General features: G+C 70.2%; 28 protein-coding genes. 11 read left to right on the top strand and 17 right to left on the bottom strand.

Going from position 1 to position 26,865, the window contains the following annotated elements; all coding sequences use genetic code 11:
- Window positions 1-42: 42 nt before the first annotated feature.
- The 6 genes from R2S09_RS09970 to R2S09_RS09945 all read left to right on the top strand — a co-directional run bounded on the left by R2S09_RS09970 (window position 43) and on the right by R2S09_RS09945 (window position 4,711).
- Complete coding sequence (locus R2S09_RS09970) at window positions 43-540, top strand: DUF6907 domain-containing protein (protein ID WP_316740458.1); 498 nt, start codon at window positions 43-45, stop codon at window positions 538-540.
- Entirely contained in the window at window positions 537-902 is a 366-nt protein-coding gene (locus tag R2S09_RS09965) for a DUF6907 domain-containing protein (protein WP_316740457.1), read from the top strand. The genes R2S09_RS09970 and R2S09_RS09965 overlap by 4 nt, the downstream gene beginning before the upstream one ends.
- Before the next feature lie 193 nt (window positions 903-1,095).
- Window positions 1,096-1,263, top strand: coding sequence for a hypothetical protein (locus R2S09_RS09960; RefSeq protein WP_316740456.1), 168 nt, complete (start codon window positions 1,096-1,098; stop codon window positions 1,261-1,263).
- 1 nt (window position 1,264) lies between these two features.
- Complete coding sequence (locus R2S09_RS09955) at window positions 1,265-2,143, top strand: hypothetical protein (RefSeq protein ID WP_316740455.1); 879 nt, start codon at window positions 1,265-1,267, stop codon at window positions 2,141-2,143.
- Between the two features lie 11 nt (window positions 2,144-2,154).
- Window positions 2,155-2,490: a DUF6257 family protein gene (locus R2S09_RS09950; protein ID WP_316740454.1), complete on the top strand. Its 336-nt coding sequence runs from the start codon at window positions 2,155-2,157 to the stop codon at window positions 2,488-2,490.
- 85 nt (window positions 2,491-2,575) lie between these two features.
- Window positions 2,576-4,711, top strand: a complete 2,136-nt coding sequence (locus tag R2S09_RS09945) for a zonular occludens toxin domain-containing protein (protein ID WP_316740453.1) — start codon at window positions 2,576-2,578, stop codon at window positions 4,709-4,711.
- Between the two features lie 147 nt (window positions 4,712-4,858).
- Here the strand turns inward: R2S09_RS09945 and R2S09_RS09940 are convergent, their stop codons facing one another.
- The 9 genes from R2S09_RS09940 to R2S09_RS09900 form a co-directional block, all read right to left on the bottom strand.
- Window positions 4,859-7,966, bottom strand: coding sequence for a phage tail tape measure protein (locus R2S09_RS09940; RefSeq protein ID WP_316740452.1), 3,108 nt, complete (start codon window positions 7,964-7,966; stop codon window positions 4,859-4,861).
- A gap of 10 nt (window positions 7,967-7,976) precedes the next feature.
- Window positions 7,977-9,182, bottom strand: coding sequence for a phage major capsid protein (locus tag R2S09_RS09935; RefSeq protein ID WP_316740451.1), 1,206 nt, complete (start codon window positions 9,180-9,182; stop codon window positions 7,977-7,979).
- 292 nt (window positions 9,183-9,474) lie between these two features.
- A complete protein-coding gene (locus R2S09_RS09930; protein ID WP_316740450.1) occupies window positions 9,475-9,702 on the bottom strand; it encodes a hypothetical protein in 228 nt (75 codons plus the stop codon).
- A gap of 35 nt (window positions 9,703-9,737) precedes the next feature.
- On the bottom strand, window positions 9,738-9,878 hold the full coding sequence (locus R2S09_RS09925; RefSeq protein ID WP_316740449.1) for a hypothetical protein: 141 nt from the start codon (window positions 9,876-9,878) through the stop codon (window positions 9,738-9,740).
- 119 nt (window positions 9,879-9,997) lie between these two features.
- Window positions 9,998-10,273 (bottom strand): HNH endonuclease signature motif containing protein, encoded by a 276-nt coding sequence (locus R2S09_RS09920; protein WP_316740448.1) that lies wholly within the window; start codon window positions 10,271-10,273, stop codon window positions 9,998-10,000.
- Between the two features lie 207 nt (window positions 10,274-10,480).
- Complete coding sequence (locus tag R2S09_RS09915; protein ID WP_316740447.1) at window positions 10,481-10,804, bottom strand: hypothetical protein; 324 nt, start codon at window positions 10,802-10,804, stop codon at window positions 10,481-10,483.
- A gap of 172 nt (window positions 10,805-10,976) precedes the next feature.
- Entirely contained in the window at window positions 10,977-12,578 is a 1,602-nt protein-coding gene (locus R2S09_RS09910; RefSeq protein ID WP_316740446.1) for a phage/plasmid primase, P4 family, read from the bottom strand.
- Window positions 12,575-13,036: a hypothetical protein gene (locus R2S09_RS09905; protein WP_316740445.1), complete on the bottom strand. Its 462-nt coding sequence runs from the start codon at window positions 13,034-13,036 to the stop codon at window positions 12,575-12,577. Before R2S09_RS09905 ends, R2S09_RS09910 begins: the two co-directional genes overlap by 4 nt.
- The gene (locus R2S09_RS09900; protein ID WP_316740444.1) at window positions 13,033-13,221 is read right to left on the bottom strand and encodes a helix-turn-helix domain-containing protein; all 189 of its coding nucleotides are present in this window, start codon (window positions 13,219-13,221) and stop codon (window positions 13,033-13,035) included. The genes R2S09_RS09905 and R2S09_RS09900 overlap by 4 nt, the downstream gene beginning before the upstream one ends.
- A 94-nt stretch (window positions 13,222-13,315) precedes the next feature.
- Here R2S09_RS09900 and R2S09_RS09895 point away from each other — a divergent pair, with 94 nt between their 5' ends.
- Window positions 13,316-13,813 carry a helix-turn-helix transcriptional regulator gene (locus R2S09_RS09895; protein WP_316740443.1) on the top strand — a complete coding sequence of 166 codons (498 nt, stop codon included), beginning with the start codon at window positions 13,316-13,318 and terminating at the stop codon, window positions 13,811-13,813.
- Window positions 13,776-14,894, top strand: a complete 1,119-nt coding sequence (gene xerC / locus R2S09_RS09890; RefSeq protein ID WP_316740442.1) for a site-specific integrase — start codon at window positions 13,776-13,778, stop codon at window positions 14,892-14,894. The genes R2S09_RS09895 and xerC overlap by 38 nt, the downstream gene beginning before the upstream one ends.
- A gap of 3 nt (window positions 14,895-14,897) precedes the next feature.
- Here xerC and glnA read toward each other — a convergent pair whose 3' ends face one another.
- A complete protein-coding gene (gene glnA / locus R2S09_RS09885; protein ID WP_306189217.1) occupies window positions 14,898-16,307 on the bottom strand; it encodes a type I glutamate--ammonia ligase in 1,410 nt (469 codons plus the stop codon).
- Between the two features lie 208 nt (window positions 16,308-16,515).
- Here glnA and R2S09_RS09880 point away from each other — a divergent pair, with 208 nt between their 5' ends.
- Window positions 16,516-16,983 (top strand): RDD family protein, encoded by a 468-nt coding sequence (locus R2S09_RS09880; protein WP_316740441.1) that lies wholly within the window; start codon window positions 16,516-16,518, stop codon window positions 16,981-16,983.
- A 60-nt stretch (window positions 16,984-17,043) separates the two neighbouring features.
- On the opposite strand, the gene R2S09_RS09875 is transcribed toward R2S09_RS09880, so the two are convergent.
- The 4 genes from R2S09_RS09875 to lipB all read right to left on the bottom strand — a co-directional run bounded on the left by R2S09_RS09875 (window position 17,044) and on the right by lipB (window position 20,269).
- The gene (locus R2S09_RS09875) at window positions 17,044-17,742 is read right to left on the bottom strand and encodes a DUF4191 domain-containing protein (protein WP_306189215.1); all 699 of its coding nucleotides are present in this window, start codon (window positions 17,740-17,742) and stop codon (window positions 17,044-17,046) included.
- A gap of 180 nt (window positions 17,743-17,922) precedes the next feature.
- Complete coding sequence (locus R2S09_RS09870) at window positions 17,923-18,123, bottom strand: hypothetical protein (protein ID WP_306189214.1); 201 nt, start codon at window positions 18,121-18,123, stop codon at window positions 17,923-17,925.
- A gap of 267 nt (window positions 18,124-18,390) precedes the next feature.
- Window positions 18,391-19,356 carry a lipoyl synthase gene (lipA, locus tag R2S09_RS09865; protein WP_306189213.1) on the bottom strand — a complete coding sequence of 322 codons (966 nt, stop codon included), beginning with the start codon at window positions 19,354-19,356 and terminating at the stop codon, window positions 18,391-18,393.
- A 115-nt stretch (window positions 19,357-19,471) separates the two neighbouring features.
- A complete protein-coding gene (gene lipB, locus R2S09_RS09860) occupies window positions 19,472-20,269 on the bottom strand; it encodes a lipoyl(octanoyl) transferase LipB (RefSeq protein WP_306189212.1) in 798 nt (265 codons plus the stop codon).
- A 245-nt stretch (window positions 20,270-20,514) separates the two neighbouring features.
- Between lipB and R2S09_RS09855 the strand changes: the two genes are divergently transcribed.
- Window positions 20,515-22,011, top strand: coding sequence for a regulator (locus R2S09_RS09855; protein WP_306189211.1), 1,497 nt, complete (start codon window positions 20,515-20,517; stop codon window positions 22,009-22,011).
- Between the two features lie 294 nt (window positions 22,012-22,305).
- Here R2S09_RS09855 and R2S09_RS09850 read toward each other — a convergent pair whose 3' ends face one another.
- Window positions 22,306-23,832 (bottom strand): NAD(P)/FAD-dependent oxidoreductase, encoded by a 1,527-nt coding sequence (locus R2S09_RS09850; protein WP_316740440.1) that lies wholly within the window; start codon window positions 23,830-23,832, stop codon window positions 22,306-22,308.
- 159 nt (window positions 23,833-23,991) lie between these two features.
- Entirely contained in the window at window positions 23,992-24,888 is an 897-nt protein-coding gene (locus R2S09_RS09845) for a TIGR01777 family oxidoreductase (protein WP_316740439.1), read from the bottom strand.
- 61 nt (window positions 24,889-24,949) lie between these two features.
- On the opposite strand from R2S09_RS09845, the gene R2S09_RS09840 reads away from it, so the two are divergent.
- Complete coding sequence (locus tag R2S09_RS09840; RefSeq protein ID WP_399143932.1) at window positions 24,950-25,447, top strand: GNAT family N-acetyltransferase; 498 nt, start codon at window positions 24,950-24,952, stop codon at window positions 25,445-25,447.
- Window positions 25,448-25,531: 84 nt separating this feature from the next.
- Here R2S09_RS09840 and R2S09_RS09835 read toward each other — a convergent pair whose 3' ends face one another.
- Entirely contained in the window at window positions 25,532-26,701 is a 1,170-nt protein-coding gene (locus R2S09_RS09835) for a MarP family serine protease (RefSeq protein ID WP_316740438.1), read from the bottom strand.
- Window positions 26,702-26,865: the final 164 nt, after the last annotated feature.

Raw genomic sequence — 26,865 nt, 5'->3', positions numbered from 1 at the left:
GGCAGGGCCTGACGGATCACCTGCTGACACAGGAGAACCGCTATGGCGAATCATGCCATCAGCCAGCACGTTTCCGCTTCCCTCACCCGCATCCCGTCGCAGCCGGGGCCGGCCGACCGGTCGCCGCTGCAGCCGGGCTACCGCCTGGTGCCGACGCAGATCGGCCAGCCGGGCAACACCGCCACCGTGTGGATCAGCTGCCCGCTGTTCTGCACGATCGACCACGCCAACGAGCGTCAGATCGCCGTCGAGGACGTCTGGCACTCCGGCGACCTGATCGACCTGGAGATGCCGCACCACGACGGCTCGGCGCTGCTGGCGTTCTTCCGGCTGGGCCTGGACCCGCACAGCAGCAACCCGGCGCAGCGCATCCCGTTCATCTTCGCCGAGGACGGCGACAGCTCCGTCGGCCGCTACATGACCCCCGACGACCTGGAGCGATTCTGCGACCAGGCGGCGGAGACGCTCGCGCAGCTGCGGGCGATGGCGCACGCCTGCCGCGTCCTGGACCGCGAGGCCGCCGCGGAGCGTGCCGCATGACCCGCACGATCGCCATCGACACCGTCGACTACGGGCGGGTGGAGGTCGTCGAGCCGGCCTGGTGCATCGGTCACGGCCGCGAGATGGGCGTCCCGGTGTACCGCGACGACATCACGCACAACTCGGTGCGGGTGAAGGCGGGCACGGACACGGAGACGCACGGCTGGCTGCCGATGCTGACCGCCTGCGTGTCCTGGGCGCCGTTCCGCGAGATCGTGCCCGTCATCACGCTGATCGTCGACGTCGAACACGACTTCGAGGCCGAGGACGGCCGTCGTGTCGCCGAGGGCCTGCGCCTGGCCGCCTCCCGCATCGAGGTGCTGGCCACCGAGGCGATCCGCCTGCGAGGCGAGATCACGTGACCGCCCGCTGGCCGGTGCGCCGGCCGACCGAGCATGCCGCCCTGCGCGCGGTGTGCCGGTCGGCCCGGCCCCTCCCCCCTGTTCCTGCCCTGATGGCCGCTCTGGTCGAAGCAGTCGACCGCCGCGACCGGGAGGGCATCTGCCTCTGCTCGCACCGCGTGGTGCGGGCTGCCGCCCCGAAGGAGATCAGCGAATGACCACCGCGACTCTGCCCCGTATCCCCGCCGACGTGTCCGACGAGCTGCTGCGGAAGCTGCACCTGGAGGCCGTCTGGAACGTGCCGCTCGCCGAGCGGCGCACCTGCCCCGAGCACCTGAACTGGCGCGCCGTGTGCGCCCCGAAGCACGCCCTGGAGGCCTGAAGTGAAGTTCAAGGAAGAGATCCGAAAGCGGCTCGTCGACCACACCGTCGACGGGGTGACGCACCAGATCGCCCAGCCGTACCGGGTGAAGGTGCCGGTCCTGCCGGCCGACTGGGACGGGCGGGCGATGAAGGCCGTGTCCACCCTGGTCCTGGCCCTCACCGGCATCGCCATCGTGTGGTCGACCGTCTCGATCGGCCAGCTGCTGCAGGGCGGCCCCGGTTACGCGGCCGCCGCGCTGTTCGACATCTCCTGGCTGTCGGTGCTGCTGCTGGAGTGGATGGCCCGCTTCGACCCGTCCAAGCGGAAGTTCGCCCGGACGATGGGTTTCCTGCTAGTCGGCATCACCGCGGCCGCCATCTTCTGGCACGGCATGCTCGCCGGGTCGGTGGCTCTGGCCGTGGTCGGGGCGATGGTGTCCGTCATCGCGAAGGCGCTGTGGATGGCCGTCTTCAAGCACGTCGACCGTGAGCTGTCCCCGGAGGACCGCCAGTGGGTGGCCGCGGAGATGAGCAAGGCCAACGCGAAGATCGCCATCGCAGGGGTTCGCCGGCAGGCCGCTGCGGCGGAGGTGCGGGCCCGGCTGGAGATCCTGGCCGCTGAGAAGGCGCTCGGCGAGCTCGACGAACAGGACGCGAACACGGCCGAACACGAGGTCGAGCAGGCGCCCGCCCGGGTGGCGCTGAGCAGTGCGAACACGGTTCGCGAACCGGCCGCCGAGGTGCTGTCGATCGCCGAGTTGGCGCGGCAGCAGGTCGCGGCCGGTGCCTCCAACCAGCAGGCCGCCGACGAGATCCTGCGCCGCCTGCCGGGCGCCAACGTCAAGTCGGTTGAGGCCACGGTGCGGCGTGAGGCCCGCCGTCTGACCCGCTACATGTGAGGAGAGATCCCGTGCCCAGCTCGTACACCACCGGAGAGAAGCTGCGCCTGGCCGTGCTCGTCGGCAAGGCCGCCAAGCAGTCGATGGCCGGGGACCGGAACGTCGACACCATCAGCCCGCGGGTGAAGCGGGAGGTGGAGCGGATCGAGCAGCGGGCCGCCGACCGCGGCGCCCGCGAGGTGAAGGCCCTGCAGACCCGCCTGGAGCAGGCCCGTACCGGCGCCGCGACGGCGAAGGCGGCGATGCGCACGAGCCGCGGCCAGGACCGGGCGAAGGCCCGCCGCGAGATGCAGCAGCACGAGCAGGCCGCCCGCCGCCTCGAGCGCGAGTTGCGCCGCTACCGCTAGCTACGCCCCGGGGACGGCCCCAACCGCCAAGCAGCGGCCGTCCCCGGGCCTCCCTGTCCCTCCGTAGAGAGAAGGAACCACCAGCATGACCGACACTGTCCCCGAGCGGGTAAACGGGCACGCCAAGCCGAAGGTGGGCCTGCTGAAGTTCGCCCCCGAACCGAAGACCGAACAGGCCGTCGAGCAGCGCGAACACGGTTCGCGGCCCCGCCGTCGGGTGCGGATCGACTCGCTGCGGCGGGTCGTCGTCGAGACCCGCACGAACCCGGTGTACCGGTTCACCGTGCGGCACGGCGCCTACGTGTGGGGCGGCACCCGGATCCTGGCCCGACGGGCGTGGGACGGGCGGACGGCGGCCCGGCACGAGCGGATGATGCGGATCGCGGAGGCCGGCGGGAACGAGGAGCTTGTCCGCGAGTGGGAGCAGCGGGCACACACGTTCCGTGAGGCCCGGCAGCGGCGCCGGATGGAGCTGCTGCAGATGGCCTTGCACGCACCGAAGGCGCTGTTCACGGCCACGGTCGCCAGTACGGGCCTGCTGCTGATGCTCGGTGTCCTGCTGGCTTGGGCGAACCACGACGTGCACCAGGTCCTCACCCCGCTCAACGCGATGCTGCAGCTGGTGAGCTGGGCTGCGTTCATCGCAGGTGTCGTCTGGGGTCCGCTGCTGACGGCGCTGCCGTGGCTGGCCCTGGCCGCCGTGTGGGCGGTCGGCCGGCACCAGCACACCGCCCCGGTCTGGGCGCTTCCCGTCGACGAGCTGCCGCAGGACGCCGTGCCCGACGAGGGCGCGATCCTGCGGGCGCTGGGCGCTCTGGGCATCGCCCCGCTGAACAAGGCCATCAAGGAGGGATGGCAGCCCCGTTGGGTGCAGCCGACCACGCGGTCCGGGAACGGCTGGCACACGAAGCTGCAGCTGCCGCTGGGTGTCACCGTCGAGATGGTCAACGGCAAGAAGCCGGTCCTGGCGCACAACCTGCTGCGCAAGCCGGTCGAGGTGTGGCCGACGGAGCCGCCCAACGAGCCGGGCGTCCTCGACCTGTGGGTTGCTGACCAGGGCTCCCTGTCCGGGAAGGTGGCGCCGTGGCCGCTGCTGAAGGAGGGCACCACGGACTACTTCCGCGGCGTGCCCGTCGCCGTGTCCCAGCGCGGTGACCAGGTCATCGGCAAGCTGATGGCGTCCAACTGGATCGTCGGCGGCATCATGGGCTCGGGTAAGACGTCCATCGTCGTCTCGCTGCTGCTCGGCGCGATCCTGGACCCGCTCGTCGAGGCCGAGGTGTACGTGATGGCCACGAACGTGGACTACGACCCGCTGAAGCCGCGACTGCGAACCCTGGTGAAGGGCGACGACAAGGAGCAGCTGAAGGCGGCCCTGGACCGGCTTCGGAGCCTCACGAACGAGGTGACCGAGCGGGGCAAGCTGCTGGAGGAGCTGGGCGGCGACTCGCCGAAGCTGACGCGGGAGCTGGCGTTGAAGGACGCGCGGATGCGGCCCCGGGTAGTCGTCTTCGACGAATGCCACGAGCTGTTCATGGACAAGGACTACGGCAAAGAGGCCGCTGAGCTGGCCATCCGTGTGATGAAGAAGGCCCGGAAGGTGGGCATCACCTTGATCTGGACCACCGTCTCTCCGACGGCGGACAGCCTTCCGCGGGACGTCACCCGCAACACGTCGCACCGGGTGGCGTTCGCGGTCGGCGACCAGGTCGCCAACGATGGCCTGCTCGGCTCGGGCCGGTACAAGGCCGGCGTCCGGGCGACCGAGCTGATCCCGAGCGTCGACGTCGGTACGGCCGTGACCGTCGGCTTCACCAACAAGCCGTTCGAGGTGATCCGCGCGTACTACGTCGAGCGGAACCCCGAGAAGGGCATCGACGAGGTGACGCCGGTCGTCGAGCGGGCGATGGGCCTGCGGGACGGTGTCGAGCACGCGACGGAGCCGACGTTCCAGCCGGCCGACCCGCTCGCCGACGTCGCCGCGGTCCTCGGCGACGAGCCGCGTGTCCTCACCCAGGAGGTGCTGCACCGGCTCGCTGAGCACAACCCGGACGCCTACCGCAGCTGGGGGCCGGCGGACCTGAAGAAGGCTCTGGAGCCCTACGGCGCCGAGCAGTACAAGTCCGGAGGCAAGTCCGTGGTGGCCCGCGACCGCGTCCAGGACGCCATCCTCGAGCGCCTGGCGGAGGACGTCGACGAGGAGGGAGACGCTGAGATCTGAGGGAGTTCTCCCTACCCGCCTCCCCGACGTGCCTCCCTCGGCGTGACCTGCACAAACGTTCGCTGAGGGAGGTGAGGGAGGCAGCGCCGAAGGGGCGCCCAGAGACCCGGAAACGGGCCTGTGGGCGCCCCTTTTTGCGTTCCCTCCCTAGTGCGGCCTCCCCACTCTTGCGCGAGCCTCCTGCACCCGCTGGACGCGCTGCAGGTCGGCGACCGTGAAATCGGCCGTCCGGGCGTTGATGATGTATTGCGTCGACGGTCCGGAGGCTGCAGCAGTGCCGACAGCGGCAGCCCCCTGGATTGCCCGCCACTGGCTTGCGGTCAGAACCGCCTCCGGCTCGCCGGTCTTGTTCACCGCGGCCGTCACACCAGGCTGCAGCCAACCGCCCGAGTCGTAGCCGGCGGGCGGGCGGTTTGGGTTGGCCTGCTGGACTCGAGTGATGTTGCCGTAGCGGGCAACTATGTAGCGTGCGGCAGCCGCGACGTTCGCTACGGGATCAAGGATTCCCCTGCTCCGCAGGGATCTTGGCACGTAGGCGTTGAACGTGCCGGGGATCGTCTGCGCCAGGCCCTGGCTGGGGTGGCCCGCCTTCGCGTTGGAGTCCCAGCGGTTGATGGCCTTCGGGTTCCAGCCCGACTCCCTAGTGATCAGGGTGTTGAGCCCGGCCTGCCACTGCCCGAGCGTTCCGGGCGGCGGTATCCCTGCGGCGCGCAGGGCGGCGTTGATGACGGCCAGGTGCTGTCCGGTCGGAATCTTCCCGCCGAAAGCGGGGGTGGCCAGCTCATCGCCCTTCTTACCGGCTCCGATGAGCCTGTCGACGAGGCCGCGCACGGCCGACTTCAGGATCCCGACGAAGCCGACGTTGCCGCCCGGGATCGCGTTGATCAGCGGGTTCACCACGTGGCTTACGCCGGCTTTGATGGCCCCGCCGAAGGTGTCCTTCAGCCACGAAGCACCCTTCTTGATCTTGTCCCAGGCGCCGGAGAGGGCGCTGCCGATACCGCCGAAGATGCCGCCGCTCTTGAAGCCGGGCAGGCCGAGGGCCTTCTGTACGCCGCTGATACCGCCGGAGCGGGCTGCGGCGTTCATCTGGTTCACGTATCCGGGGCCGACGGCGCGGGTCCACTCCGGGCGCATGATGGCCTCGCCACCGGACAGCGCCGCCAGGTGCACGTCCCGGCCCGGCGTATATCCTGGAAGGACACCGCCCGTGGCGAATTTCAGCGGGTCCAAATGTTTTCCGCCGAATGCGTCGGTTACAAGATTCCAGACTTTCCGAATTCCCGAGTTATACACCGTATTCACGATGAAAGCGACGGGAACCCGGGCAATCTCCTTGATCTTGTCCCAGGCGGTTTTGATGCCGCTGCGGGCCGCGTCAAAAGCGCCGACCATCCGCCGCCGCAACGTGTCTCCCCAACCGGGGATCGTTTTGGTGAAAAAGTCCCGGATCGGGTAGATCACCCACGACTTTATCTTGCCCCAGATGTTCTGCAGGCCGGTCAGCTCCGCCTGCCAGAAAGCGACGACCCGGTTCTTCATGGACGATGCCCAGCCGGGAATTGTGACCGTGAAAAAATCACGGATCGGGTACAGCACGGTCGATTTGATCGCCGACCAGACGGCGGAGAACCCGGCCCGCACCTGATCCCAGTGCTTGACGATCCACACCACGGCCAGCCCGATCGGGCCGGTCAAGGCGCCGAGGATCCACGGCCAGTTGGTGGACACCCAGGCCAGCACCGTGTGGAAGGCGTTGGGGATCGTCGTCGTGAAGAAGCTGACGAACGGCCCAGCGAACCAGTTGTACACGGCCAGGGCCACGGTCTTGATGCCCGAGAACGCAGCCTGCACGATCGCCCGGAAGGTAGCCGACTTGTTGTAGGCGACCACCAGGGCGGCGCCCAGGGCGACCAGGCCCACGATGATCAGACCGATGGGGTTCGCCGCCATGATGGTGTTGAACAGGCCCTGTGCAGCCGCCCAGCCGCGGGTGACCAGAGCTGCCACCTTCGTCGCGCCCACGTACACGCCGATGCTCGCCGCGAGGACGCCCAGACCCGTCGCCAGGGGCAGCACCCACGCCTGGTTGTCCTTCAGCCAGCCGAACGCCGACTTGGCCACGCCCGCCATCGTGGTCAGGGCCGGGATCAGGTAGGTGCCCACCACGTTCACCAGATCCTGCTGCAGGGTGCGAGTGAACACGGTGATGGCCTGCGACGGCCCGGAGCGGATCGTCTTGCCGGCCTTGTCCGCGGCCCCGCCGACCTGGCCGAGCCCCTTCGCCGCCTTCGACGGATCCATGGCGAACAGGGCCTTGCCCAAGTCTTCCGCTTGCGTGCCGAACAGGGCTGTGGCCGCCTGCGCCTGCTTCACGGGGTCCTTGATGCCGCGGAGCCGGTCCAGGGTGGTGTCGAGGGCCGCCGTGGCGGACTTGCCGCCCTTGCCGAACTTCGCGGCCATGTCCGTCGCGTTCAGACCCAGCAGCTTGAAGCCCTGCTGAGTCGTCTTCGACCCGTCCACGGCCCGGATCGAGAACTCCTTGATGGCGTCGGCAGCGACGTCGGAGTCCCGGGCGCCCGCCTTGATCGCCTGATTGATCAGACCGATCGCGGTGGTGCCGTCCAAGCCGGCCTTCCTGAACTGGGTGCCGTACTCGTTGATCGTGTCGAGGAAGTCGCCACCCTTGTCCGCGCCCGTCTGGAAGCCGCGGGTGATGAGGTCGAACGCCTCGGAAGAGTTCTTCGCCAGGCCAGTACGGATCGCCTGCGCGGCAGCGTTCGTCACCGCGGGCATGTCCTGCCCGAAGATGTTCGCGACGTCAGAGGCCTTCGTAGCGATGGACTGAAGCTGCTTGTTCGTCGCCCCCGGCGGCGCCAGGCCAGCCTGCACGACGCTCTTGATGGTGTCCGCAGCATCCTGGAACGAGCCCGACACCCCAGAGCTGTACAGCTTGCCCGCGACCTTGCCGAGCTTCGCGGCCTCCGGCCCCGTCGCCCCCAGCTGCGCCTGCAGCGTCTTGGTGACGTTCGCCTGCCCGATCGCGTCCTTCAGGCCCTTGACGAGCAGGGCGCCCGCCGCGACGCCGGCCGCGGCAACGCCCGCCTTCAGCTTGTCCTTGAAGCCACCGCCCGCAGCATCCCCAGCGTCGCCGCCAGCCGAGGCCGCAGGGCCTACAAGCTGGCGGCGAATCTCATCCGAGATGCCTCGGATTGAGGGGACAATCTGGAGAGTGGCATAGCCCACTGTGGGCATGCCGTACCCCTTACGCTGCGGTCAGGTCGATCTCGACGATCGAGGACGGGCGGAGGATCTCCAGACCGAACCGGCCCTCGAAACGGAAGCGGAGCATGTTCCGCTCGAAGTCCGTCGCGCCCGAGCCGGCACCCAGCGCGTTCGGGTCGTACACGTTCTCCGACCAGTCCAGGACGCCGTCCTGACGCACCTGCAGCTTCATCTGCTGGAAGTCCGCCAGATAGGCCGTACCGATCGGCACCGCGTCCGAGACGACCACAGGGGCACCCCACAGGCGGCGCGCTGAGCGGTCGACGGTCGTCTGCGGGCCGCCGTAGTAGAAGCGGTTCTCGTTGTCCGCCAGAAGCTCGATCGCTTCCCAGTCCTCCGGCGTCATCAGGAACGCGGCCGTGGCCATGTAGCCGTACCGCTCCAGCTTCGTGACCGCCTTGCGGGTGGTGACCAGGACGTCTGTGGCGAATGCCTGCGTCTGCGAGCCGGACACGTTCGCCAGGCCGGTGAAGTGCTCACCAGTGCCGTCACCGTTGATGATCTCGTCTTCCAGGGCCAGGTCGAGGCCGAGACGCATCTCCTGGTCGATGAACTGCCGCAGCAGCGGGACGTCGTCGAGATCCTGCTTGGCGATCGGCTCCGACAGGTGCGCGATCGTCCGCACTCGGTCGTCGAACCGCTGGTTCTGGTACTGCGAGGTCGGCTTCTTCGCGCCCTGCGCGACCACCGCGGCGTTGTTCGTGCGGAGGATCTGCCGCATGTAGGCGAAGCGGCCGGTCGTGTTCTGCACGTTCGGCATCAGCTGGCGGACGGACAGCACCGGGACGTCCAGGCGGACCGGCTCCGGGTCCAGCGGCACCGAGACGGGGATCGTGCCCGACGCGAAGATGCCCTTGTAGCCCTGGGCGCCGCCGAGCTGCTCGAGCATCGTGTCAGCCCAGTTGCTGCCGCCCGATGCCTTCACCCGCGGGTGCATGGACGCGGCCTTGCCCGCCGTGCCGGGCGTGACGCCCTCGCCGAGCGCGGCCAGAGCCTGCCGCATCGTGTCGCCGGCCTTCAGCTTCTCGATGTCGGCCTTCAGGCCCTTCGCGGTCTCCAGCAGCGCGGCCACCTCGGACGCTTCGTCCGCGGTGAAGTCCCGCCCCTCTGCCTTGGCCGCGATGGCTTGCGCCTTCTTGACGGTGTCCTGCAGCTCCTCGCGCAGCTGCTCGATGTTCTTGTGCATGGGATGCCCTCTCGGGAAGTCGTCGTGTCTTCCCGGCGCACTGGAACGAGCAGCTCGACGGTGGCCTTATGCAGAGGCGGCCGGAGCAACGCTGGCTCAACAGTGGGATGCCGGAGGCGCCGAACTCAGCGGGCCTGCAGCAGGCGGAGGGACCCCCCGGGGCCGGCCTTGAGAGACGGGCGGTGCGGCTGGCGGTGGAGGAGCACCGCGGGCCGCTCGCTGGCCTCTCGCAGCCACTCACGGACGGGTTTCTCGCGGACCGAGGATGGCCGTCGATCAACCAATGGTCATTCTAGCTGGTAGAGCTGACAGTGCGGGAGATCTCCACGCCATTGCAGTACGTCGTGTACTCGACATGCTCACAGGCACAGGACAGCGGCACCAGACGACCGACGTCGCCGTCACCGACGAACCACACGGCTCCCTGGCCGTCCACCACCGCGGCCTGCGACAGATCGGCCGTCCACGGCCCCTCCGGAGGCTCCTCAGCGTGCTCCATGACGGCCAGGACCAGCTGCACAGCCGCAGCCTCCGAACCGTCCAACGCGCGCACCCTCACCACTGCCTCCAATCCCGCAGATCCCACTGCGACGCCACCTCGGCCGGCGCCGTCACCGGGCCGTCCAGGGTCGGCACCGTCACCACCGGGCCCTGCGTCGGCTCCTGCTGCACTTCCTCGTCAACGGTTTCTGACACGATTCGCCTCCTGACCTGCGGGGATCCTCCGTAGACCCCCTATCGAAGATTCTGAGCACGCGTGCGTCTCACTGACCGCGGCGGCTCCCTGACCAGCACGTCTAGCGATCTGTACGGCCTTACCCCCCGGCCCGGGCCGCCCATCGTCGCTGGTTGCCGCGGAGTGCTTCGGCCTTGGACTTGTCGGCGTGGCACGGGTCGGCGTGGATGAGGCCGAGGTTGTCGAGGTCGCTGATGCTGCCGCCTTCGGCGACGGGCCTGATGTGGTCGAGCTGCAGGGTCTCCCCTTCGGCTGGCTCGCCTCCGCAGACGTAGCAGCAGCCGTTGTCACGTGCGGCGACGCGGCGTTTGAGGGCTCTCCAGGCTCCGCTGCTGATGCCGTAGCGCTCGCGCATGGTGGCACGGTTGGCCCAGGCTTGCGGCTGGTGTTCGTCGCAGCGTCCGCGTTTGGTGGCGAGCTCTCGGCACATGGGTTCGGTGCATCTGCTCGGTGGTGCTTGGGGCATGTGGTCCTCACAAAAGTCGGAAACTGTCGGCGCTGTCCTGGCGATTCACCGCGACGGCACCCTGGCCCGGGCGGTGGGGATGTGCTCCCCCTCCCCTCATGCGGCGGGCGGCCCGTCGGGTCCCCCTGCCTGTATGCGGGTGAGGTGGTCGCGGAGCCGGGTGATCTGGGATGGCCGTGCGTGGATGGCGAGGGCTGCGAGGGAGCCGAGGGCGACGGCTGCGGCCTCGCGGACGGTGCGGTCGTCGGCGAGCTCCAGGAGCCGCTCGACGGTCTCGTGGTCGACGCTGAGAGCCGCGAGGGCGAGGCTTGCGCCCTGCTGCTGCGGGCTGGCGATGCGGGTGAGCTTGGTGCGGTGGCGGGCTTGGACGCCGGCCGCGCGCGGCACGCGCATTGCTGCTCGCCTGTCGTTGTTGTTCATGCTGCTTCCTCGTCTGGGAGTTGGAGGTTGGGGCACTGCCCTCCGTGTACGTCGGTGCAGGGGGGCCGGTGGGGGGCCCGGCATAGGTGGGCCCCGCATCCCCTCACGCAGGGCCGCCCGCGCTTGCCCGGCAGGGGGCGGTCACAGGCAGCACAGCGGCGGAGGGTCCGGGTCACGCTGCATCACATCCCGGGTGGGTGGTCTGGCCGGGCTCCAGCGGCTCGAAGGGGAAGCCGCAGCCGGTGCACTTGGGCTGTTGTGAATGTTGGGGCTGCAATGGCGTGAGTCCCGTCTCAGCCCGACTCAGACCGCTCCCGTAGCCGTTGAGACGGGTTGAGTCGGGACTCATGCCATTGCGGGCGTCACTTTTCAGAGCGATCCCGGAGTAGGTCGGAATCTGCTTGCCGTCGTCGCCGCGGGGCCGGGTTCGCTTCACCTGAGGGACGACCGACTGGAGGTTGCGCCCGAACATCGCCTTGGTGCCGTGGCGGACTCCCTGGTCGTCGGCCCAGTCCTTCCAGGACTCCCACAGCTCGTCGACCGTGACCTCACAGGTCGGTCCCTTGTCGCATCGCTCCCGAACGAACGCGGAGGTGGGCGACGCGGTGTCCTGCATGGTGGTGACGGCCTCGGCGGACCCGGGCGGCTCCGTGATGTGTCCCTGCCGCTCCAGGCGGGCCAGGCCGTCGAGTGCCCAGTTGAGGATGCCGGGCATCTCCGCGGCCAGCTTGTCCGTGAGGCTGGTGTCTTCCTTGCCCAACCAGCTCACGGTCATGTTCAGCACGATGAAGCGGCGGGCGATGACGCCGGAGGCATCGCCGAAGTTCGGCAGCTCGTTGGACAGGATCATCAGCCGGGTCGGCATCTTGCCCGTCCACGCCTTCTGGAACTTCCGGTCGACGTCGATGGTGTCCTCACCGGAGATGGTGAGCAGCCGCTCGACGACCTGATGCCCGTCTTTCCCGGCAAGCCGGGCATCAGAGATGACCGCGAGGGACTTTCCCAGCAGCGGCGCCAGACCGAAGTTGGTGGCGAGGCCGGCGAGCGTCGGACCGGCCATGTTTCCCTTGCCGACGAGGTTCGTCAGGATCCGGGCGATGGTGCCCTTGCCTGATCGGGTGGGGCCGACGACGAGCATGATCTTCTGCTGGTCGGTACGTCCGGACAGGACGTAGCCAAACCACTCCTGCAGTGCCTTGATGGACTTCTCGTCGTCCGGCCAGACCTGCTTGAGGAACTGCTCCCAGGTGGGCGCCGCCGCATCCGGGTCGTAGTCGAACGGAACCGAGACGAGGTTGAAGAACCCCGGGGTGAGCGGCAGCAACTCCCGGTCTGCGACGCGCAGCAAGCCATTCGTGCACGCCACGATGGGACTGCCCGAACCGTGTGCGTTAGAAGTGCCAGAGTCCCGACTCAACCCGTCTCGGGTGATCCATTCCGGAGCGTCGACGGACGGCCGCAGGTGGATGACGGCGGAGATGGCCTCCATGAGGTCGGAGATCTTCCGCTTCGTCGGCGACCAGGGCTTGATGATGGGCACGTTGTGCTTGTCGACCCCGGCGCAGTACTCGGCGTGTTCCAGCTTCTTGTAGAGACTGGCGCGCACCTCCTGGTCATCCATCTCGCGCCAGTAGGAGCCCTCCCAGCGCATCCAGGTGCCGCGCCAATACCGCCTGGTGGGCAGGCCGGTGTCCTGGTGGCGCCAGGCGGGGGCCAGCTCGCGGGCGACGGCCATCGGGTTGGTGGGCGGCGGCATCTCGCGCTCGTCCGTCACGCTGCTGCCCTCCCTTCGGTGTAGGTCAGGTACTTCCCGGGCTTGCCGGGGATGCGGATGGGGGGCCAGCCGGGCGTTGCCTGCAGCTGGTGGGGAGGCTTGGGCTTGGCCAGCTCGTCGAGCTCGGCACGACTGCGTCCTTCGCCGAGTGGTGGCCGGGGCCGGCTGGCGTCGCGGAACCATGCGAGCAGGGCGTCTTCGTCGCCGTACTTCCGCCACATTTCGGCGGCGTACAGAGCAGCAGCGAGGCGCCGGGGGTCGTCGGGTTCGAGGGCGATCCATGCGGGTGAGCCGTAGCGGGGGAACACGTGTGCGAGGTAGCACGCTTTGGCGTCGGCCCAGAGGGTGACGATGTCGTCCGGCTCGATGACGGGTACGCTGTCGTCAGCTTCGCCGCCCGCGAGGTTCTTCTGAAACGGCCCGGATTCCGCCCGGGCCGTTTCTGCTTTCTGGGTCATGCCGCCTTGGCCCCCTCGGCCTGCTCCTGCTCCCAGCGCAGTACCTCGGCCTCGTCGTACAGGGCGCGGCGGCCCACCTTGATGCTCTTGGGCCCGTATCCGATGTGCCGCCAGTAGCGGACCGTGCTGGCAGCGGTCCTGAATCGCGCCGCCAGCTCGTCGGTCGTCAGCCAGCGCTTATCCATGGCCATCCTTCACTGAAAGAAGTGCGCTTCATGTTGCGATGGATGGACCGTAGCAGCGTTGACTAGCTTCGTCTAGCGCCATACGCTTCACCGCATGAAGATCGATGATGTGGGAGCGGCTTTCGGGGCGCAGGTGAAGCAGGCGAGAGAGGCCCGCAGTTGGTCTCAAGCCGAGCTGGCGCGGCGCCTCAGTTCGGCGATGGACAAGGAGGTGAATCCCCTGGTCATCACGCGGATTGAAGGCAACAAGCGGCCCGTTTCAATTGCCGAGCTGGTCGCCCTGGCGTCCATCTTCGGCACCACGCCGGGCAGTCTGCTTGAAGGTATGAGCGTCGACGCTGACCACATCGACCACATCGAAGCCGATAGGTCTGTTGGCCGCTGGGTCATGCGGGAGGCCGCAGCCCGTCGCTCCCTCAGTGATCTGGCTCTTTACCTCAAGCGGCACCCGCATACACGGGGAACGGTCCAGGAATCCCTGTATCGGGCCATCGGCGCTGAGGCCAGTGAGATCATGCGCCGCCTGGACGACGCTGAGGTGGAGGACGAACCGCGTGGCGAGCAAGAGCATCAAGAAGCGCCCGAACGGTAAGTGGCGGGCCCGGTACAGGGACCTGGCTGGCAAGGAGCATGCTCGGCACTTCGACCGGAAGGTGGACGGGGAACGCTGGCTGGACGAGGTGACGGCCGCGCTGGTGACCAACACCTACGTCGATCCGAAGGACAAGAAGCTCACGGTCGACCAGTGGTGTGACCTGTGGATTGAGTCCTATGCGAAGCGTGAGTCGACCGTGCGGCAGGCCAAGGTGCACCTGGCGCAGATCCGCGAGGAGTTCGGCCCCCTGCCGCTGCTGGCTGTAGACGAGATGGCCGTGAAGCGGTGGATGGCGCGGCTGCTCCGCGAGGGCGTAGCCCAGTCGTACCGGTTCGCGCTGCACAGCCGGTTGTCTCAGGTTATGCGGGCCGCGGTGCGGGCCAAGAAGATCACGACGAACCCGTGCTCCCGGGAGACGTCTCCGGGCGGTGGGAAGCAGCGGCCCTATGTGTGCACGGATGCCCAGCTGTGGCAGCTGTACGAGGCCGCAGAGGAGAAGTACCGGCCGGCGATCCTGCTCGGAGCGTTCGCCGGCCTGCGCACGGCGGAGGCATGCGGCCTGCGGGCCATCGACGTCGACCTGGACGCGCGCACGGTCACGCCCACGTTGCAGTACCCGGACAAGCCCCTGAAGACCGAGGGCAGCGTCGCGGCCGTCCCGATCCCGGACGCGTTCGTCGGCGAGCTGAAGCGGCTGCTGGACGGCCGCACGGACGGGTGGGTGCTGCTGGACGACGACGGCGGCCAGCTGGGGCCGTGGAAGGTCGAGCGGCACATGCGCCGGATTCGCAAGGCGGTCCCCGGGCTGTCCCCGGAGTTCCGGTTCCACGACCTGCGGCACTACTACGCGAGCATGCTCATCGATGCCGGCTTGTCGGTGAAGGTGGTGCAGCAGCGGCTGCGGCATTCGAAGGCGACGACGACGCTGAACACTTACGGTCACCTGTGGCCCGACTCGGACCAGTCGACCCGGGTCGCTGTCGAGCGTGCGATGGGCCCCTTGATCAAAAATGCTGCGGACCCTCTGCGGACTGTCGAAGAGTCCGCGGAGGGTCCGTCCAGCTCAGGCCCTAGTTAGGGCTTAGACATCGAAGTACAGCTCGAACTCGTGCGGGTGCGGACGCAGCTGGAGCGGGGCGATCTCGTTGGTGCGCTTGAAGTCGATCCACGTCTCGATCAGGTCGGACGTGAACACGTCGCCCTGGAGGAGGAACTCGTGGTCGGCCTCGAGGGCGTCGAGGACGGCGCCGAGGGAGGTCGGGACCTGCGGGACGCCCGCGTGCTCCTCGGGAGCGAGCTCGTACAGGTCCTTGTCGATCGGCTCGGCCGGCTCGATCTTGTTCTTGATGCCGTCCAGGCCGGCCAGCAGCAGCGCCGAGAAGGCCAGGTACGGGTTGCCGGAGGAGTCGGGCGCGCGGAACTCCACGCGCTTGGCCTTCGGGTTCGAACCGGTGATCGGGATACGCATCGCGGCGGAGCGGTTGCGCTGCGAGTACACCAGGTTCACCGGGGCCTCGAAGCCCGGCACCAGACGGTGGTAGGAGTTCACCGTCGGGTTCGTGAAGGCCAGCAGCGACGGGGCGTGCTTGAGGATGCCGCCGATGTAGTAGCGGGCGGTGTCCGACAGGCCCGCGTAACCGGCCTCGTCGTAGAACAGCGGGTCGCCGTTGCTCCACAGCGACTGGTGCACGTGCATGCCCGAGCCGTTGTCGCCGAAGATCGGCTTCGGCATGAAGGTCGCCGTCTTGCCGTTGCGCCAGGCGACGTTCTTCACGATGTACTTGAACAGCTGCAGGTCGTCCGCGGCGGCCAGCAGCGTGTTGAACTTGTAGTTGATCTCGGCCTGGCCGGCGGTGCCCACCTCGTGGTGCTGGCGCTCGACCTTCAGGCCGGCCCGGTCCAGCTCCAGGGAGATCTCGGCGCGCAGGTCGGCGAAGTGGTCGACCGGCGGGACCGGGAAGTAACCGCCCTTGTAGCGGACCTTGTAACCGCGGTTGTCCTCCAGCGCACCGGTGTTCCAGGCGCCGGCCTCGGAGTCGATGTGGTAGAACGACTCGTTCTCCGCCGTGCGGAAACGGACGCTGTCGAAGACGTAGAACTCGGCCTCGGGGCCGAAGTACGCGGTGTCGGCGATCCCGGTGGAGGCCAGGTACGCCTCGGCCTTCTTCGCCACGTTGCGCGGGTCACGGGAGTACTGCTCGCCCGTGATCGGGTCGTGGATGAAGAAGTTGATGTTGAGGGTCTTGTCCCGGCGGAACGGGTCCACGCGCGCGGTGGACAGGTCGGCGCGCAGGGCCATGTCGGACTCGTGAATGGCCTGGAAGCCACGGATCGAGGATCCGTCGAAGGCCAGCTCCTCGTCGGGGTCGAACGCCTCAACGGGCACCGTGAAGTGCTGCATGACGCCCGGCAGGTCGCAGAAGCGGACGTCGATGAACTTGACGTCCTCGTCCGCGATGAACTTCTTGGCCTCGTCGGCGTTCTGGAACATCCAGCTCCTCCTACTCCCGACCGTCCCGCCGGGGTGGTAGATCGTTCGTGCGGCCAGTGCGGTGGCACACGCTGATGCCGACCCTAGGGACGGGTGATTTCTCGGGCGTGACCCATTTGTTTCGCAGAAGTTAACCGGCCCGGGTGGGGTCACGTCCGTGGACACCCCGGCCGACCCCGTCCTTCCAGCCTCGCAGTACCGTGGACGGGTGGACAACAGGCAAGCAATCGGATCGTGGCTCTCCGGGCCGCGGGCGGCCATGGAAGAAGCCGGTGCCGACTTCGGCTACCGCGGTGAGCAGCTCGGGCTCCCGGAGGAGGGGCCGAACTCGATCGCCCGCCCGGGCCGGCGTTTCGGGGCGCTCGCCGTGGACTGGGGCGTGTGCCTCCTGATCGCATACGGCCTGATCACGGACAGCTACAACAAGGCGGCGCAGGTCTGGGCACCGCTGATCCTGTTCGTCCTGATGGTCCTCACGCTCGGCACCGTCGGCCTCACCCCGGGCAAGCGGCTCTTCGGCCTCCGTGTGGTCGCCCTGAACACCGGGCGGGCGAACCCCTGGCGCGCCCTCCTGCGCACCGTCCTGCTGTTCCTCGCCCTCCCGCCCCTGATCTGGGACCGCGACGGCCGGGGACTGCACGACCGGCTGGCGGGCACCGTGGAGGTGCGCATCTGAGGAGTACGACGATGGGGGCGCCCGGATCACCGGGCGCCCCCATCGTCGTGACTCAGGAGATCAGCGGGCCTTCGGGCCCCGCGGCATCCGCATGCCCTTGGGCATCGGTCCCTTCGGCAGCGGCATGTTGCTCATCAGGTCGCCCAGGGCGCGCAGCCGGTCGTTGGTGGCGGTGACCTGGGGGCCGGTCAGCACGCGCGGGAACTTCAGCATCGTGGTGCGCAGCTTCTTCAGCTCGACCATGCCCTCGCCCTTGCCGACGATCACGTCGTGCACCGGGACGTCCGCGACGATCCGGTTCATCTTCTTCTTCTCGGCGGCGAGCAGGGACTTCACCCGGTTCGGGTTGCCCTCGGCGACCAGCACGATGCCGGCCTTGCCGACCGCGCGGTGCACCACGTCCTGGCTGCGGTTCATCGCGACGGCCGGGGTGGTGGTCCAGCCGCGGCCGACGTTGTCCAGCACCGCCGCGGCGGCGCCCGGCTGGCCCTCCATCTGCCCGAAGGCCGCCCGCTCCGCCCGGCGTCCGAAGACGATCGCCGTCGCGAGGAAGGCGAGCAGGATGCCCAGGATGCCCAGGTAGACCGGGTGGCTGATCGCGAAGCCGACCCCGAGGAGGACACCGAAGATGATGATGAAGACGCCCGCCAGAATCAGGCCGATCTTCGGATCGGCCTTGCGGGTCATCTTGAACGTCAGGGCGATCTGCTTGAGTCGCCCCGGGTTGGCAGCCTCGGCTGCGGTTTCCTTCCTCGCCATGTCACGAAGTCTACGTGGCCCGGCAAGCGCCCGACGACGGCAGTGTCCGTACCGTCGGAGAGGGCGGCGAGGGCGCGGGGCCCGCCGGCGACGGCCGGTCGGGGGTGTGCGGTGGGGCCCGGTCAGGGGGAGGTGGGTCCGTCAGGGGAGCGGCCGTGCCCGGTGGGGGCGGGCGGCCGGTCAGAGGCGGACGGCGGTGAACTCGTCGAGGACGCGCTGGGCCTCGACCCGGTCCTTGGCGCGGCGGCGGTCCTCCAGGACGGAGGTCCAGGCGTTGCGGCGGGCGGTGCGCTGGCCGCTGCTCATCAGCAGCGACTCGACCGCACGCAGTGCGTCGGTGAAGGACGGAATGGCTGTGGCGCGAACGTGCGCGGCCTGCATGGTGGAGGTCCCCCCTCGTAACGGCTTCGGTGTACGTGGTGTGAGTCCAGGGTCACTGTTTGGTGTTACCAGGGCGTGACCCACCGGTCAAACACCGATGAAACCCTGATGGAGCAGGTCGAAAAGGTGACGCGGCCCTGACGGACGCCCTGATCTGGGGCGACGGTCGGGACCGCGTCGTATCGGCCATTACCTGCCGGTAGCTTCTTGTGCGTGAATTCACACGGCTGCCGGTATCCCTTGGGGGGCCGCAGGGGTGACGAGCTGTCAGACGGCCTGGACGGCGATGTAGCTGCCGCGCTTCTCCACGGCCATCTGGTACAGGCGCCCGGCGCGGTAGGAGGACCGTACCAGCGGTCCGGACATCACGCCCGAGAAGCCGATCTGCTCGGCTTCCTCCTTCAGCTCGACGAACTCCTGCGGCTTCACCCAGCGCTCCACCGGGTGGTGGCGCACGCTCGGCCGCAGGTACTGGGTGATGGTGACCAGCTCGCAGCCCGCCTCGTGCAGCTGCTTGAGGGCCTCGCTGACCTCCTCGCGGGTCTCGCCCATGCCGAGGATGAGGTTGGACTTGGTGACCAGGCCGAAGTCGCGGGCCTCGGTGATGACCTTCAGGGAGCGCTCGTAGCGGAAGCCGGGGCGGATCCGCTTGAAGATCCGCGGGACCGTCTCGACGTTGTGCGCGAAGACCTCGGGGCGGGAGCCGAAGACCTCCGCCAGCTGCTCGGGCACCGCGTTGAAGTCGGGGGCCAGCAGCTCGACCTTGGTGCGGCCGCCCTCGCGGTCCGCGGTCTGGGCGTGGATCTGGCGCACGGTCTCGGCGTACAGCCAGGCGCCGCCGTCCTCCAGGTCGTCGCGGGCGACGCCGGTGATCGTGGCGTAGTTCAGGTCCATGGTGACCACGGACTCGCCGACGCGGCGCGGCTCGTCGCGGTCCAGTGCCTCGGGCTTGCCGGTGTCGATCTGGCAGAAGTCGCAGCGCCGGGTGCACTGGTCGCCGCCGATGAGGAAGGTCGCCTCGCGGTCCTCCCAGCACTCGTAGATGTTCGGGCAGCCGGCTTCCTGGCAGACCGTGTGCAGGCCCTCGCTCTTCACGAGGTTCTGCATCTTCGTGTACTCGGGGCCCATTTTCGCCCGGGTCTTGATCCACTCGGGCTTGCGCTCGATGGGGGTCTGGCTGTTGCGGACCTCCAGGCGCAGCATCTTGCGTCCGTCGGGTGAGACTGCGGACACGACCGGCTCCCTAAAGCTTTGATTCCTCGGCGTACCTCAGGGTACGCCCATGATGTTCATGGCCCTCACGCGTGGCCGGCCTCTGGCCATCGGGGTGCATTCCCCGTGCGTGAGGTCAGGCGATCGCCTTCTCGATCTCGCGCGGCCTGAGGTCCGCGTTCCCGAGCACGTCCTGCAGATGCTTCTCGGCGACCGGCAGCACCTCTTCGATGGTGACCTCGCGACCGAGTTCGTACGAGAGGGAGGTGACGCCCGCGTCGCGGATGCCGCAGGGGATGATCTTGTCGAAGTTCGAGGTGTCCGGGTTCACGTTCAGCGCGAAGCCGTGCATCGTGACGCCCTTCGCCACCCGGATGCCCATGGCGCAGATCTTGCGGTCCTCGCGGCGCTGGCCGGCGTTCGACGGTGCGTACTCGGGGCCGTTGAGCCGGGGGTCGAACTCGGAGTCGGTGGTCCGCGGGTCGAAGTCGAGCTGGAGCCCGCCGAGCCTGGGGCGCTCCTCGACCGGGTCGCCGAGCACCCACACCCCGGCGCGGCCCTCGACGCGCGAGGTCTCGATGCCGAACTCCGCGCACACCCGGATCATCGCCTCCTCCAGGCGGCGCAGATGCGCGACCACGTCCACGGGCCGGGGCAGCTTCTGGATCGGGTAGCCGACGAGCTGGCCCGGGCCGTGCCAGGTGATCTTGCCGCCGCGGTCCACGTCGATGACCGGGGTGCCGTCCAGGGGACGCTCCTCGGGGGCGGTGCGGCGGCCCGCGGTGTAGACCGGCGGGTGCTCCAGGAGGAGGCAGGTGTCGGGGATCTCGTCGGCGAAACGGGCGGCGTGCACCCGGCGCTGCTCGTCCCAGGCGACCTGGTAATCGACCATGTCCGCACCGAATCCCATGCGGACGAACCGCAACTCACTCACGGCAAGCGCCTCCCTGGAAGGTCGTAAGGCACGAAACATGCCCACGCCACTGTACGTCTGGCTGTCGCGCGTCAGCCCTGCGGGCAATCCTCACACGATCGGATGAATGCCGGGCGAAGGTTGCGGTCGGCTGCTCACTCTCCGCTACATTCGCGCCGTTCATGAGGCCATAAGGGCTGCTCACCAGGCAATCCGGGCACCACGCGGCCGCGTGCATGCCCGAAAGGCAGGAGACCGCACCGCAGATGACGGAACGACCCGCGCAGCGCACTCCCAACCGCCAGCTCGCCGCGCTCATCGCAGAAGCGGGGTTCTCCAACGCAGGTCTGGCCCGTCGCGTGGACCAGCTCGGTCTCGAGCACGGGCTGGACCTCAGATACGACAAGACGTCGGTCACCCGCTGGCTGCGCGGGCAGCAGCCCAGGGGAACCACACCCGCCCTCATCGCGGAGGTCTTCACCCGGCGCCTCGGCCGCCGCCTGACCGCCCAGGACCTCGGACTGGACGCCTGCGCGCCCGTCTACGCGGGGCTGGAGTTCGCCGCCGCCCCCGAGGAGGCCGTCGACATCGTCAGCGGGCTGTGGCGCAAGGACTCCGGCAGCCACGCCGAGCTGCGCAAGATCGCCTTCACCCCGGCCGGTCTCGTGGTGCCCAGCCGGGACTGGCTCATCGGGCGCGCCGACGACCGGGTCGCCCGCGGCGAGGGGCCCGCCGCGCGGGTCCCGGCCCAGGGCCGCCCGGCCGACGCCGCCGCGCCCGCGGACCGGCAGCCGCAGATCGCCGGCGTGCCCCGCCAGCGCGGCCGGGCCGACCGGGACCAGACCGAGCGGGAGGCCGGGCAGCGGGTCACCGCGGGTGACGTCGCCGCGCTGCGCTCGGTCGGCGAGCTGTTCCGCGCGCTCGACGACATGTACGGCGGCGGCCACGCCCGCCAGGCCCTCGTGCGCTATCTGGAACACGAGTGCGAGCCGATGCTGCGCGGCACCTACGGCGAGCAGACGGGCCGCCGGCTGTTCGCGGCGGCCGCCGACCTCACCCGGCTCGCGGGCTGGACGTCGTACGACATCGCCGCGCACGGGCTCGCGCAGCGGTACTTCGTGCAGGCGCTCCGGCTCGCCCAGGCCGCCGGGGACCGGCCCTACGGCGCCCATGTGCTGATCACCATGAGCCGGCAGGCCGTCTACCTCGCGCACGGACGGGAGGCGGTGCAGCTGGCGCGGGTGGCCCAGCAGGGCATCGGCACCTCGGCGCCGCCCGTCGTCCAGGCGCTGCTGCACGCCGCCGAGGCGCGCGGGCACGCCGTGCTCGGCGAGGTGCGCGCCTGCACGGCCTCCCTGGTGCGCGCCGAGCGCGCCCTGGAGGGCGCCCGGCCCGGGGACGAGGTGCCGTTCTGGGCGCGCTCCTTCGACGAGGCCCAGCTCTCCGACGAGTTCGGGCACTGCCACCGGGACCTCCAGCAGTACCGCGCCGCCGCGCAGCACGCCGAGCGCGCGCTCCAGTTGCGCGCCCCGGCGTACGCCCGCAGCCGCCTGTTCTGCCGCGTCGTCCTCGCCACCGCCCGCCTCGGCCTCGGCGACCTGGACCAGGCCTGCCGCCTCGCCGCCGAGGCGGCGGCCCAGGCCGCCGAGATGCGCTCGGTGCGCGCCCACGAGTACGTCCGGGACTTCGAGCGCCGCCTGGAGCCGTACAAGGACGCGACCGCCGTACGGACGTATCGCGACAAGCTCGCGGCCCTGAACTGAGAGAAGCGGTGGGGCCGGGCGCGCCGTCGCCTGCGTCCCCGGACGGGCCCCCGACGGGCCCCGCACGGGGCCCGGTGGCGGCCAGGGTGTGCGCGGCCGCGGGAGCCGCCCCTGGCCGGGGCGGGTCCGGCGACGGCGCGTGCGGCTGCGGGGCGAGCAGGCCCGGGTGGCGGACTCGCCGTGTGCGGTGCGCTTCGGTTCCGGACGCGTCGGCCGGGGCGCGACAGACGTCGGCGCGGACATGCCGCGGCCTGGACGTGTCCGGCCCAGGCGGGCGCGTCCAGGCCAGGGGTGTCAGGCCGCCGCTGCGCTCGGCGACGTCGGTTCCGGGTCGGCGCGGTGCAGGGAGCGGCCCGTGCCCAGGTCCGCCAGGAGGGCGGCGCAGGCCCGGTGGGCCGAGTGCAGGGCGCCCTGGAGGGTGCTGGTGTCGCGGTGGTCGCCGCAGACGTACAGGCCCGCCAGGAGGCGCACCGGGCGGCGGAGGTCGTGCGGGGGACGCATCGTGGGGACCGCCTCGCGGGTGTGGTGGACGGCGAGCGTCTCCCAGCGGGCCGTCGAGGTGCCGTACAGCCGGGACAGATGGCGGCGTACGGCGGCGTCGACGTCGGCCGCGGGCTCGCCCAGGACTGTCGAGGAGACCAGGGCCCGGCCGGCGGGGGCGCGGGACGGGTCGACGTGGCTGATCACCGCCGTGTGCGCGACCGGCCCGCCGCGGTCCGAGTCGAGCAGCAGGTGCCCGCCCGTCGCCGGGGGCTCGTCCGTCGTGTGGTGCACCACCGTCACCGGGTGGAAGTCCGGCACACGCAGACCCGGCAGCAGCTCGGCGGCGGTGCGCCCGTCCGTCGCGACCAGGACCGCGCGGCAGCGGATCTCGCCGTGCTCGGCGGTGGTCACCGAGTTGGTTGCGACGGAGGTCACCCGGACCCCGGTGTGCACCGTGCCCGGCGGCAGCGCCCCGGCGAGCAGCTCCGGCAGGACCTCCGCGCCGCCCTCCGGCAGGCACAGCCGGCCACTCGCGAAGGCGTGCAGCGCGAGGTCGGCGCAGCGGCTGGAGGTGGTCAGGTCCGGGTCGCACAGCAGGGCGGACAGCAGCGGCCGCAGAAAGCCCTCCACGGTGCGGGCGGGCAGCCCGCGGGCCGCCAGCGCCTGGCCGGCGGGCAGCTCGGGGCGGGCCAGGAGGCGTTCGACGGGAGTGGCGGCGATCCGGGCGAGCGCGGTGCGCAGACGCAGGGGCGCGCCGATGCCGAAGGGCTGGGTGCGGTCGCCCAGTCCGGGCCGGGGCCTGCCCGTGCCAGCCAACGGCGCGGTGCCGGGGAAGGGCGCGTCGAGCCGTGCCGCGGGGGCGGCGCCGGTGTGCGGCGGGGTGTCCGGGCAGAGCCCGGTGCCGGGCGGGACGGTGCGCAGGGCACGGCCTGTCCGGACGCCCCTGGAGGGAGCGGAGGGCCGGGGGGCGCTCGCAAGGGCGCGCACCGCATGAAGTGCGCCCCGTGCGCTCCGTACGCTCCCCCCGCCCGCCGGGGCGCCCGCGCGGTGGTGCCGGCCGTCGCTGTGCAGCAGGACCCCCGGTGCGAAGGGGCACAGCACGAGCGCGTCCAGCCCCGGGCCCCGGCCCAGTTGAGGATAGGACGTGAACAGCAACTGCCCGATCCGGTCGAGCCGGAACCCGTCGACCTTCTCCGTCGACATACGGCCGCCCACGCAAGGGGCGGCTTCCAGGACTGCGGTCGTTACTCCTGCGCTGGTCAGCTGATGGGCCGCCGAGAGCCCGGCGACCCCGGCTCCCACCACGACGACATCCACCTGGTACGCGGGCTCAAGCACGTGCCCCTCCTCGAGGTTGCGCGACCGGTGGAGCAGTGATGCCCCCAACCGGGTTGAGGAATACCCGAGTTCGGCACGAGGTTAGGGTTGTAATCGGTCAGGTGCAGTCGCGCATCGACAGGGCACGGTCGCACGGCGGTCGCATGCGGTCGCACTGCATCACAGGGCGGCCCGTACCGCATCCTCGATCCCCGGGAACGCGAACGAGAACCCCGACTCCAGCAGCCGCTTCGGCACCACCCGTGCGCTGCCCAGCACATCCCCCGCCATCTCCCCGAGCACCACCCGCAGCACCGGCGCCGGCACGGCGAACGGCGTCGGCCGGTGCAGCACCCGCCCCATCACCGCCGTGATCTCACGGTTCGTCACCGGCTGCGGCGCGGTGAGATTGACCGGCCCCGACAGGCTCTCGGTGTCGATGAGATGCCGCAGCGCCGCCACCTCGTCGTGCAGCGCGATGAACGACCAGTACTGCCGCCCGTCGCCCAGACGCCCGCCCAACCCGGCCTTGAACAGCGGGAACAGCCGCCCCCAGGCCCCGCCCCGGCGGGCCACCACGAGCCCGGTGCGCGCGAACACCGTGCGGACGCCCGCCTCCTGCGCCGCCGCCGCGGCCTCCTCCCAGGCCACGCACAGCTCGGGCAGAAAACCGTCCCCGGGCGGCGCGCTCTCGTCGACCGGCTTCTCGCCGGTGTGGCCGTAGAAGCCGATCGCGCTGCCGCAGACGAAGACCCGCGGCGGCGTGTCGAGGGAGGCGACGGCCTCCGCCAGCGCCGCCGTGCCGAGCACCCGGCCGTCCCGCATCGTCTTCTTGTACGCCTGGGTCCAGCGGTGGTCGCCCACCCCGGCGCCCGCCAGATTGACCACGGCGTCGCACCCGGCGAGCCCGGCCGCGTCCACGTACTGCTGCTCCGGGTCCCAGCAGACCTCGTCACCGCCCCGGGCCGCCCGGCGCACCAGGCGCACCACCTCGTGCCCGTCCGAGACCAGGGACCGCACCAATGCGCTGCCGATGAGACCGGACGCGCCGGCCACCGCGATTCGCGAACGTTCCATGCGCCCATCCTGCCCGCCGCGGCACGGAAATTCCGGGGCAACCGTCGGCCCCCGTCGTAGAGTGATCGCCATGCCGGTCGTCCACATACGCCCCGCCACACCCGACGACGAGGACCCGCTCGCCCGGCTCGACCGGGCCACCTGGTCCACGCTGCACTCCGTGCAGCCGCGCCCGCAGCCGCCGTACGAGCCCTTCTTCACCGAGCGGTCCGGGCCGGACGAGATCCTCGTGGCCGAGCTGGACGGCGCCGTCGTCGGCTACATCCGGCTGGGCCTGGCCACACCGCTGGCGTCCAACGCGCACGTCCGCCAGATACGGGGCCTGGCCGTCGCCGACGAGGCGCGCGGCGCCGGAGCCGGCCGCGCCCTGCTGCGCGCCGCCGTCGAGGAGGCCCGCCGCCAGGGTGCTCGCCGCATCAGCCTGCGGGTGCTGGGCCACAACACCGCCGCCCGCAAGCTGTACGAGTCCGAGGGCTTCGTCGTGGAAGGCGTCCAGCCGGAGGAGTTCCTGCTGGACGGCGCCTACGTCGACGACGTGCTCATGGGCCGCCCCCTGTGACCGAAGCCCCTGAACGGCCTGTGTGACGTGATACAGCCTGTGTGACCTGATACGGCCTCTGTGACCTGACGCAGCCTGTATGACTCAGGAGGACACCAGCGCGCCCGTGTCCACCGCCGTCGTCGACGTCGCCGCCTGCCGCGCGTCCGAGGCGATCTCGGCCGCCGTCAGGGCGTAGCCCGTCTCGCTGTTCGAGGTGGAGCGGGCGAAGACCATGCCGTAGACGCGGCCGTCGCCGGTCAGCAGCGGGCCGCCGGAGTTGCCGGGGCGGACGGTGGAGCGGACCGCGTAGATCTCCCGGGTGACCGTGGCGGTGTTGTAGATGTTCTGGCCCGTCGCCCGGATCCGGTTCGCCACCGTCGCCGCCTGCAGGTCCAGGCCGCCGTCCTGCGGATAGCCCGCGACCACGGCCGCGTCGCCGCGCGCGGCGGTGTCGTCGAAGCGCAGCACGGGGGCGCGCAGGCCGGGCACGTAGAGCACGGCCACGTCCCGGTCCGGGTCGAACAGCACCACCCGCGCCTGGTACGCGTGGCCTACGCCGCCGATCTGCACGGCCGGATCGTCGATGCCCGCCACCACGTGGGCGTTGGTCATCACATGCTGCCCCGCGTACACGAAGCCGCTGCCCTCGCGGCCCTGGTTGCCCGAGGTACCCAGGATCTTCACCGTGCTGAGCCGGGCGGCGTTCGTCGCGGCGGCCGTCACACTGTCGCCGGAGGGCTTGGCCACCCCCGCCGCCGGCTCGTTCTCGAACGGGTTGAACACCTGCGGGAAACCCGCCTCGGTCAGCGCGGAGGTGGCGCGCGAGAACCAGGCCGGCGTGGTGTCCGGCATCGCCTTCTGCACGGCGCCCAGCAGCGTCGAATCACGTATTGCCGTCGTCACCACCGGGGACGAGGAGGCGCCCAGCACGCTCGCCGCCACCCAGGCCACGATCAGCACCGCCACCGCGTTGGCGGCGGCCCCGCCGACCCCGTCGGCCACGCGCAGCGGCCCGTGGTCCAGCTCGCGCCGCAGCCGCAGCGCCAGCCGCCCCACCACCGCGGGCACCAGCACCGCGAGCACGGCGGTGACCGTCGCCGTCGTCGTCCCGCGCGTGACGAAGTCCATCACCCACGGCAGCACCCACACGCCGACGACCGCACCGCCCACGAACCCGGCCAGCGACACACAGCCGGCCACCAGGCCGCGCCGGTAGCCGGACGCCGCGTAGAGCAGGATCAGCAGCAACAGCACGAGGTCGAGCAGGTCCACGCAGGCCGCCTTTCTCTCTGCCCTCTCCGCCCCACATACGTGTGGGACGGTCCCTTGTGATCAACCGGCCGGCTGTGATCGACCGACCGACCGACCGGCCACGGGCACGCGGATCCGGGATCCGGCCACGTGTACGTGTACCACCAGAAACGGCACCGACCAGG

Source organism: Streptomyces sp. MK7 (genome assembly GCF_032658145.1).
GTDB lineage: Bacteria > Actinomycetota > Actinomycetes > Streptomycetales > Streptomycetaceae > Streptomyces > Streptomyces spiralis.
Note: the sequence above shows the minus strand (reverse complement) of the source record. Positions and strands in the feature narration are given on the sequence as shown.

What these genes read in the sequence shown, in the direction of transcription:
- R2S09_RS09970 (WP_316740458.1), top strand. Translation starts at nt 43, where the DNA reads ATGGCGAATCATGCCATCAGCCAGCACGTTTCCGCTTCCCTCACCCGC.
- R2S09_RS09965 (WP_316740457.1), top strand. Translation starts at nt 537, where the DNA reads ATGACCCGCACGATCGCCATCGACACCGTCGACTACGGGCGGGTGGAG.
- R2S09_RS09960 (WP_316740456.1), top strand. Translation starts at nt 1,096, where the DNA reads ATGACCACCGCGACTCTGCCCCGTATCCCCGCCGACGTGTCCGACGAG.
- R2S09_RS09945 (WP_316740453.1), top strand. Translation starts at nt 2,576, where the DNA reads ATGACCGACACTGTCCCCGAGCGGGTAAACGGGCACGCCAAGCCGAAG.
- R2S09_RS09940 (WP_316740452.1), bottom strand. Translation starts at nt 7,966, where the DNA reads ATGCCCACAGTGGGCTATGCCACTCTCCAGATTGTCCCCTCAATCCGA.
- R2S09_RS09935 (WP_316740451.1), bottom strand. Translation starts at nt 9,182, where the DNA reads ATGCACAAGAACATCGAGCAGCTGCGCGAGGAGCTGCAGGACACCGTC.
- R2S09_RS09920 (WP_316740448.1), bottom strand. Translation starts at nt 10,273, where the DNA reads ATGCGCGAGCGCTACGGCATCAGCAGCGGAGCCTGGAGAGCCCTCAAA.
- R2S09_RS09915 (WP_316740447.1), bottom strand. Translation starts at nt 10,804, where the DNA reads ATGAACAACAACGACAGGCGAGCAGCAATGCGCGTGCCGCGCGCGGCC.
- R2S09_RS09905 (WP_316740445.1), bottom strand. Translation starts at nt 13,036, where the DNA reads ATGACCCAGAAAGCAGAAACGGCCCGGGCGGAATCCGGGCCGTTTCAG.
- R2S09_RS09900 (WP_316740444.1), bottom strand. Translation starts at nt 13,221, where the DNA reads ATGGATAAGCGCTGGCTGACGACCGACGAGCTGGCGGCGCGATTCAGG.
- R2S09_RS09895 (WP_316740443.1), top strand. Translation starts at nt 13,316, where the DNA reads ATGAAGATCGATGATGTGGGAGCGGCTTTCGGGGCGCAGGTGAAGCAG.
- glnA (WP_306189217.1), bottom strand. Translation starts at nt 16,307, where the DNA reads ATGTTCCAGAACGCCGACGAGGCCAAGAAGTTCATCGCGGACGAGGAC.
- R2S09_RS09875 (WP_306189215.1), bottom strand. Translation starts at nt 17,742, where the DNA reads ATGGCGAGGAAGGAAACCGCAGCCGAGGCTGCCAACCCGGGGCGACTC.
- R2S09_RS09870 (WP_306189214.1), bottom strand. Translation starts at nt 18,123, where the DNA reads ATGCAGGCCGCGCACGTTCGCGCCACAGCCATTCCGTCCTTCACCGAC.
- R2S09_RS09855 (WP_306189211.1), top strand. Translation starts at nt 20,515, where the DNA reads ATGACGGAACGACCCGCGCAGCGCACTCCCAACCGCCAGCTCGCCGCG.
- R2S09_RS09845 (WP_316740439.1), bottom strand. Translation starts at nt 24,888, where the DNA reads ATGGAACGTTCGCGAATCGCGGTGGCCGGCGCGTCCGGTCTCATCGGC.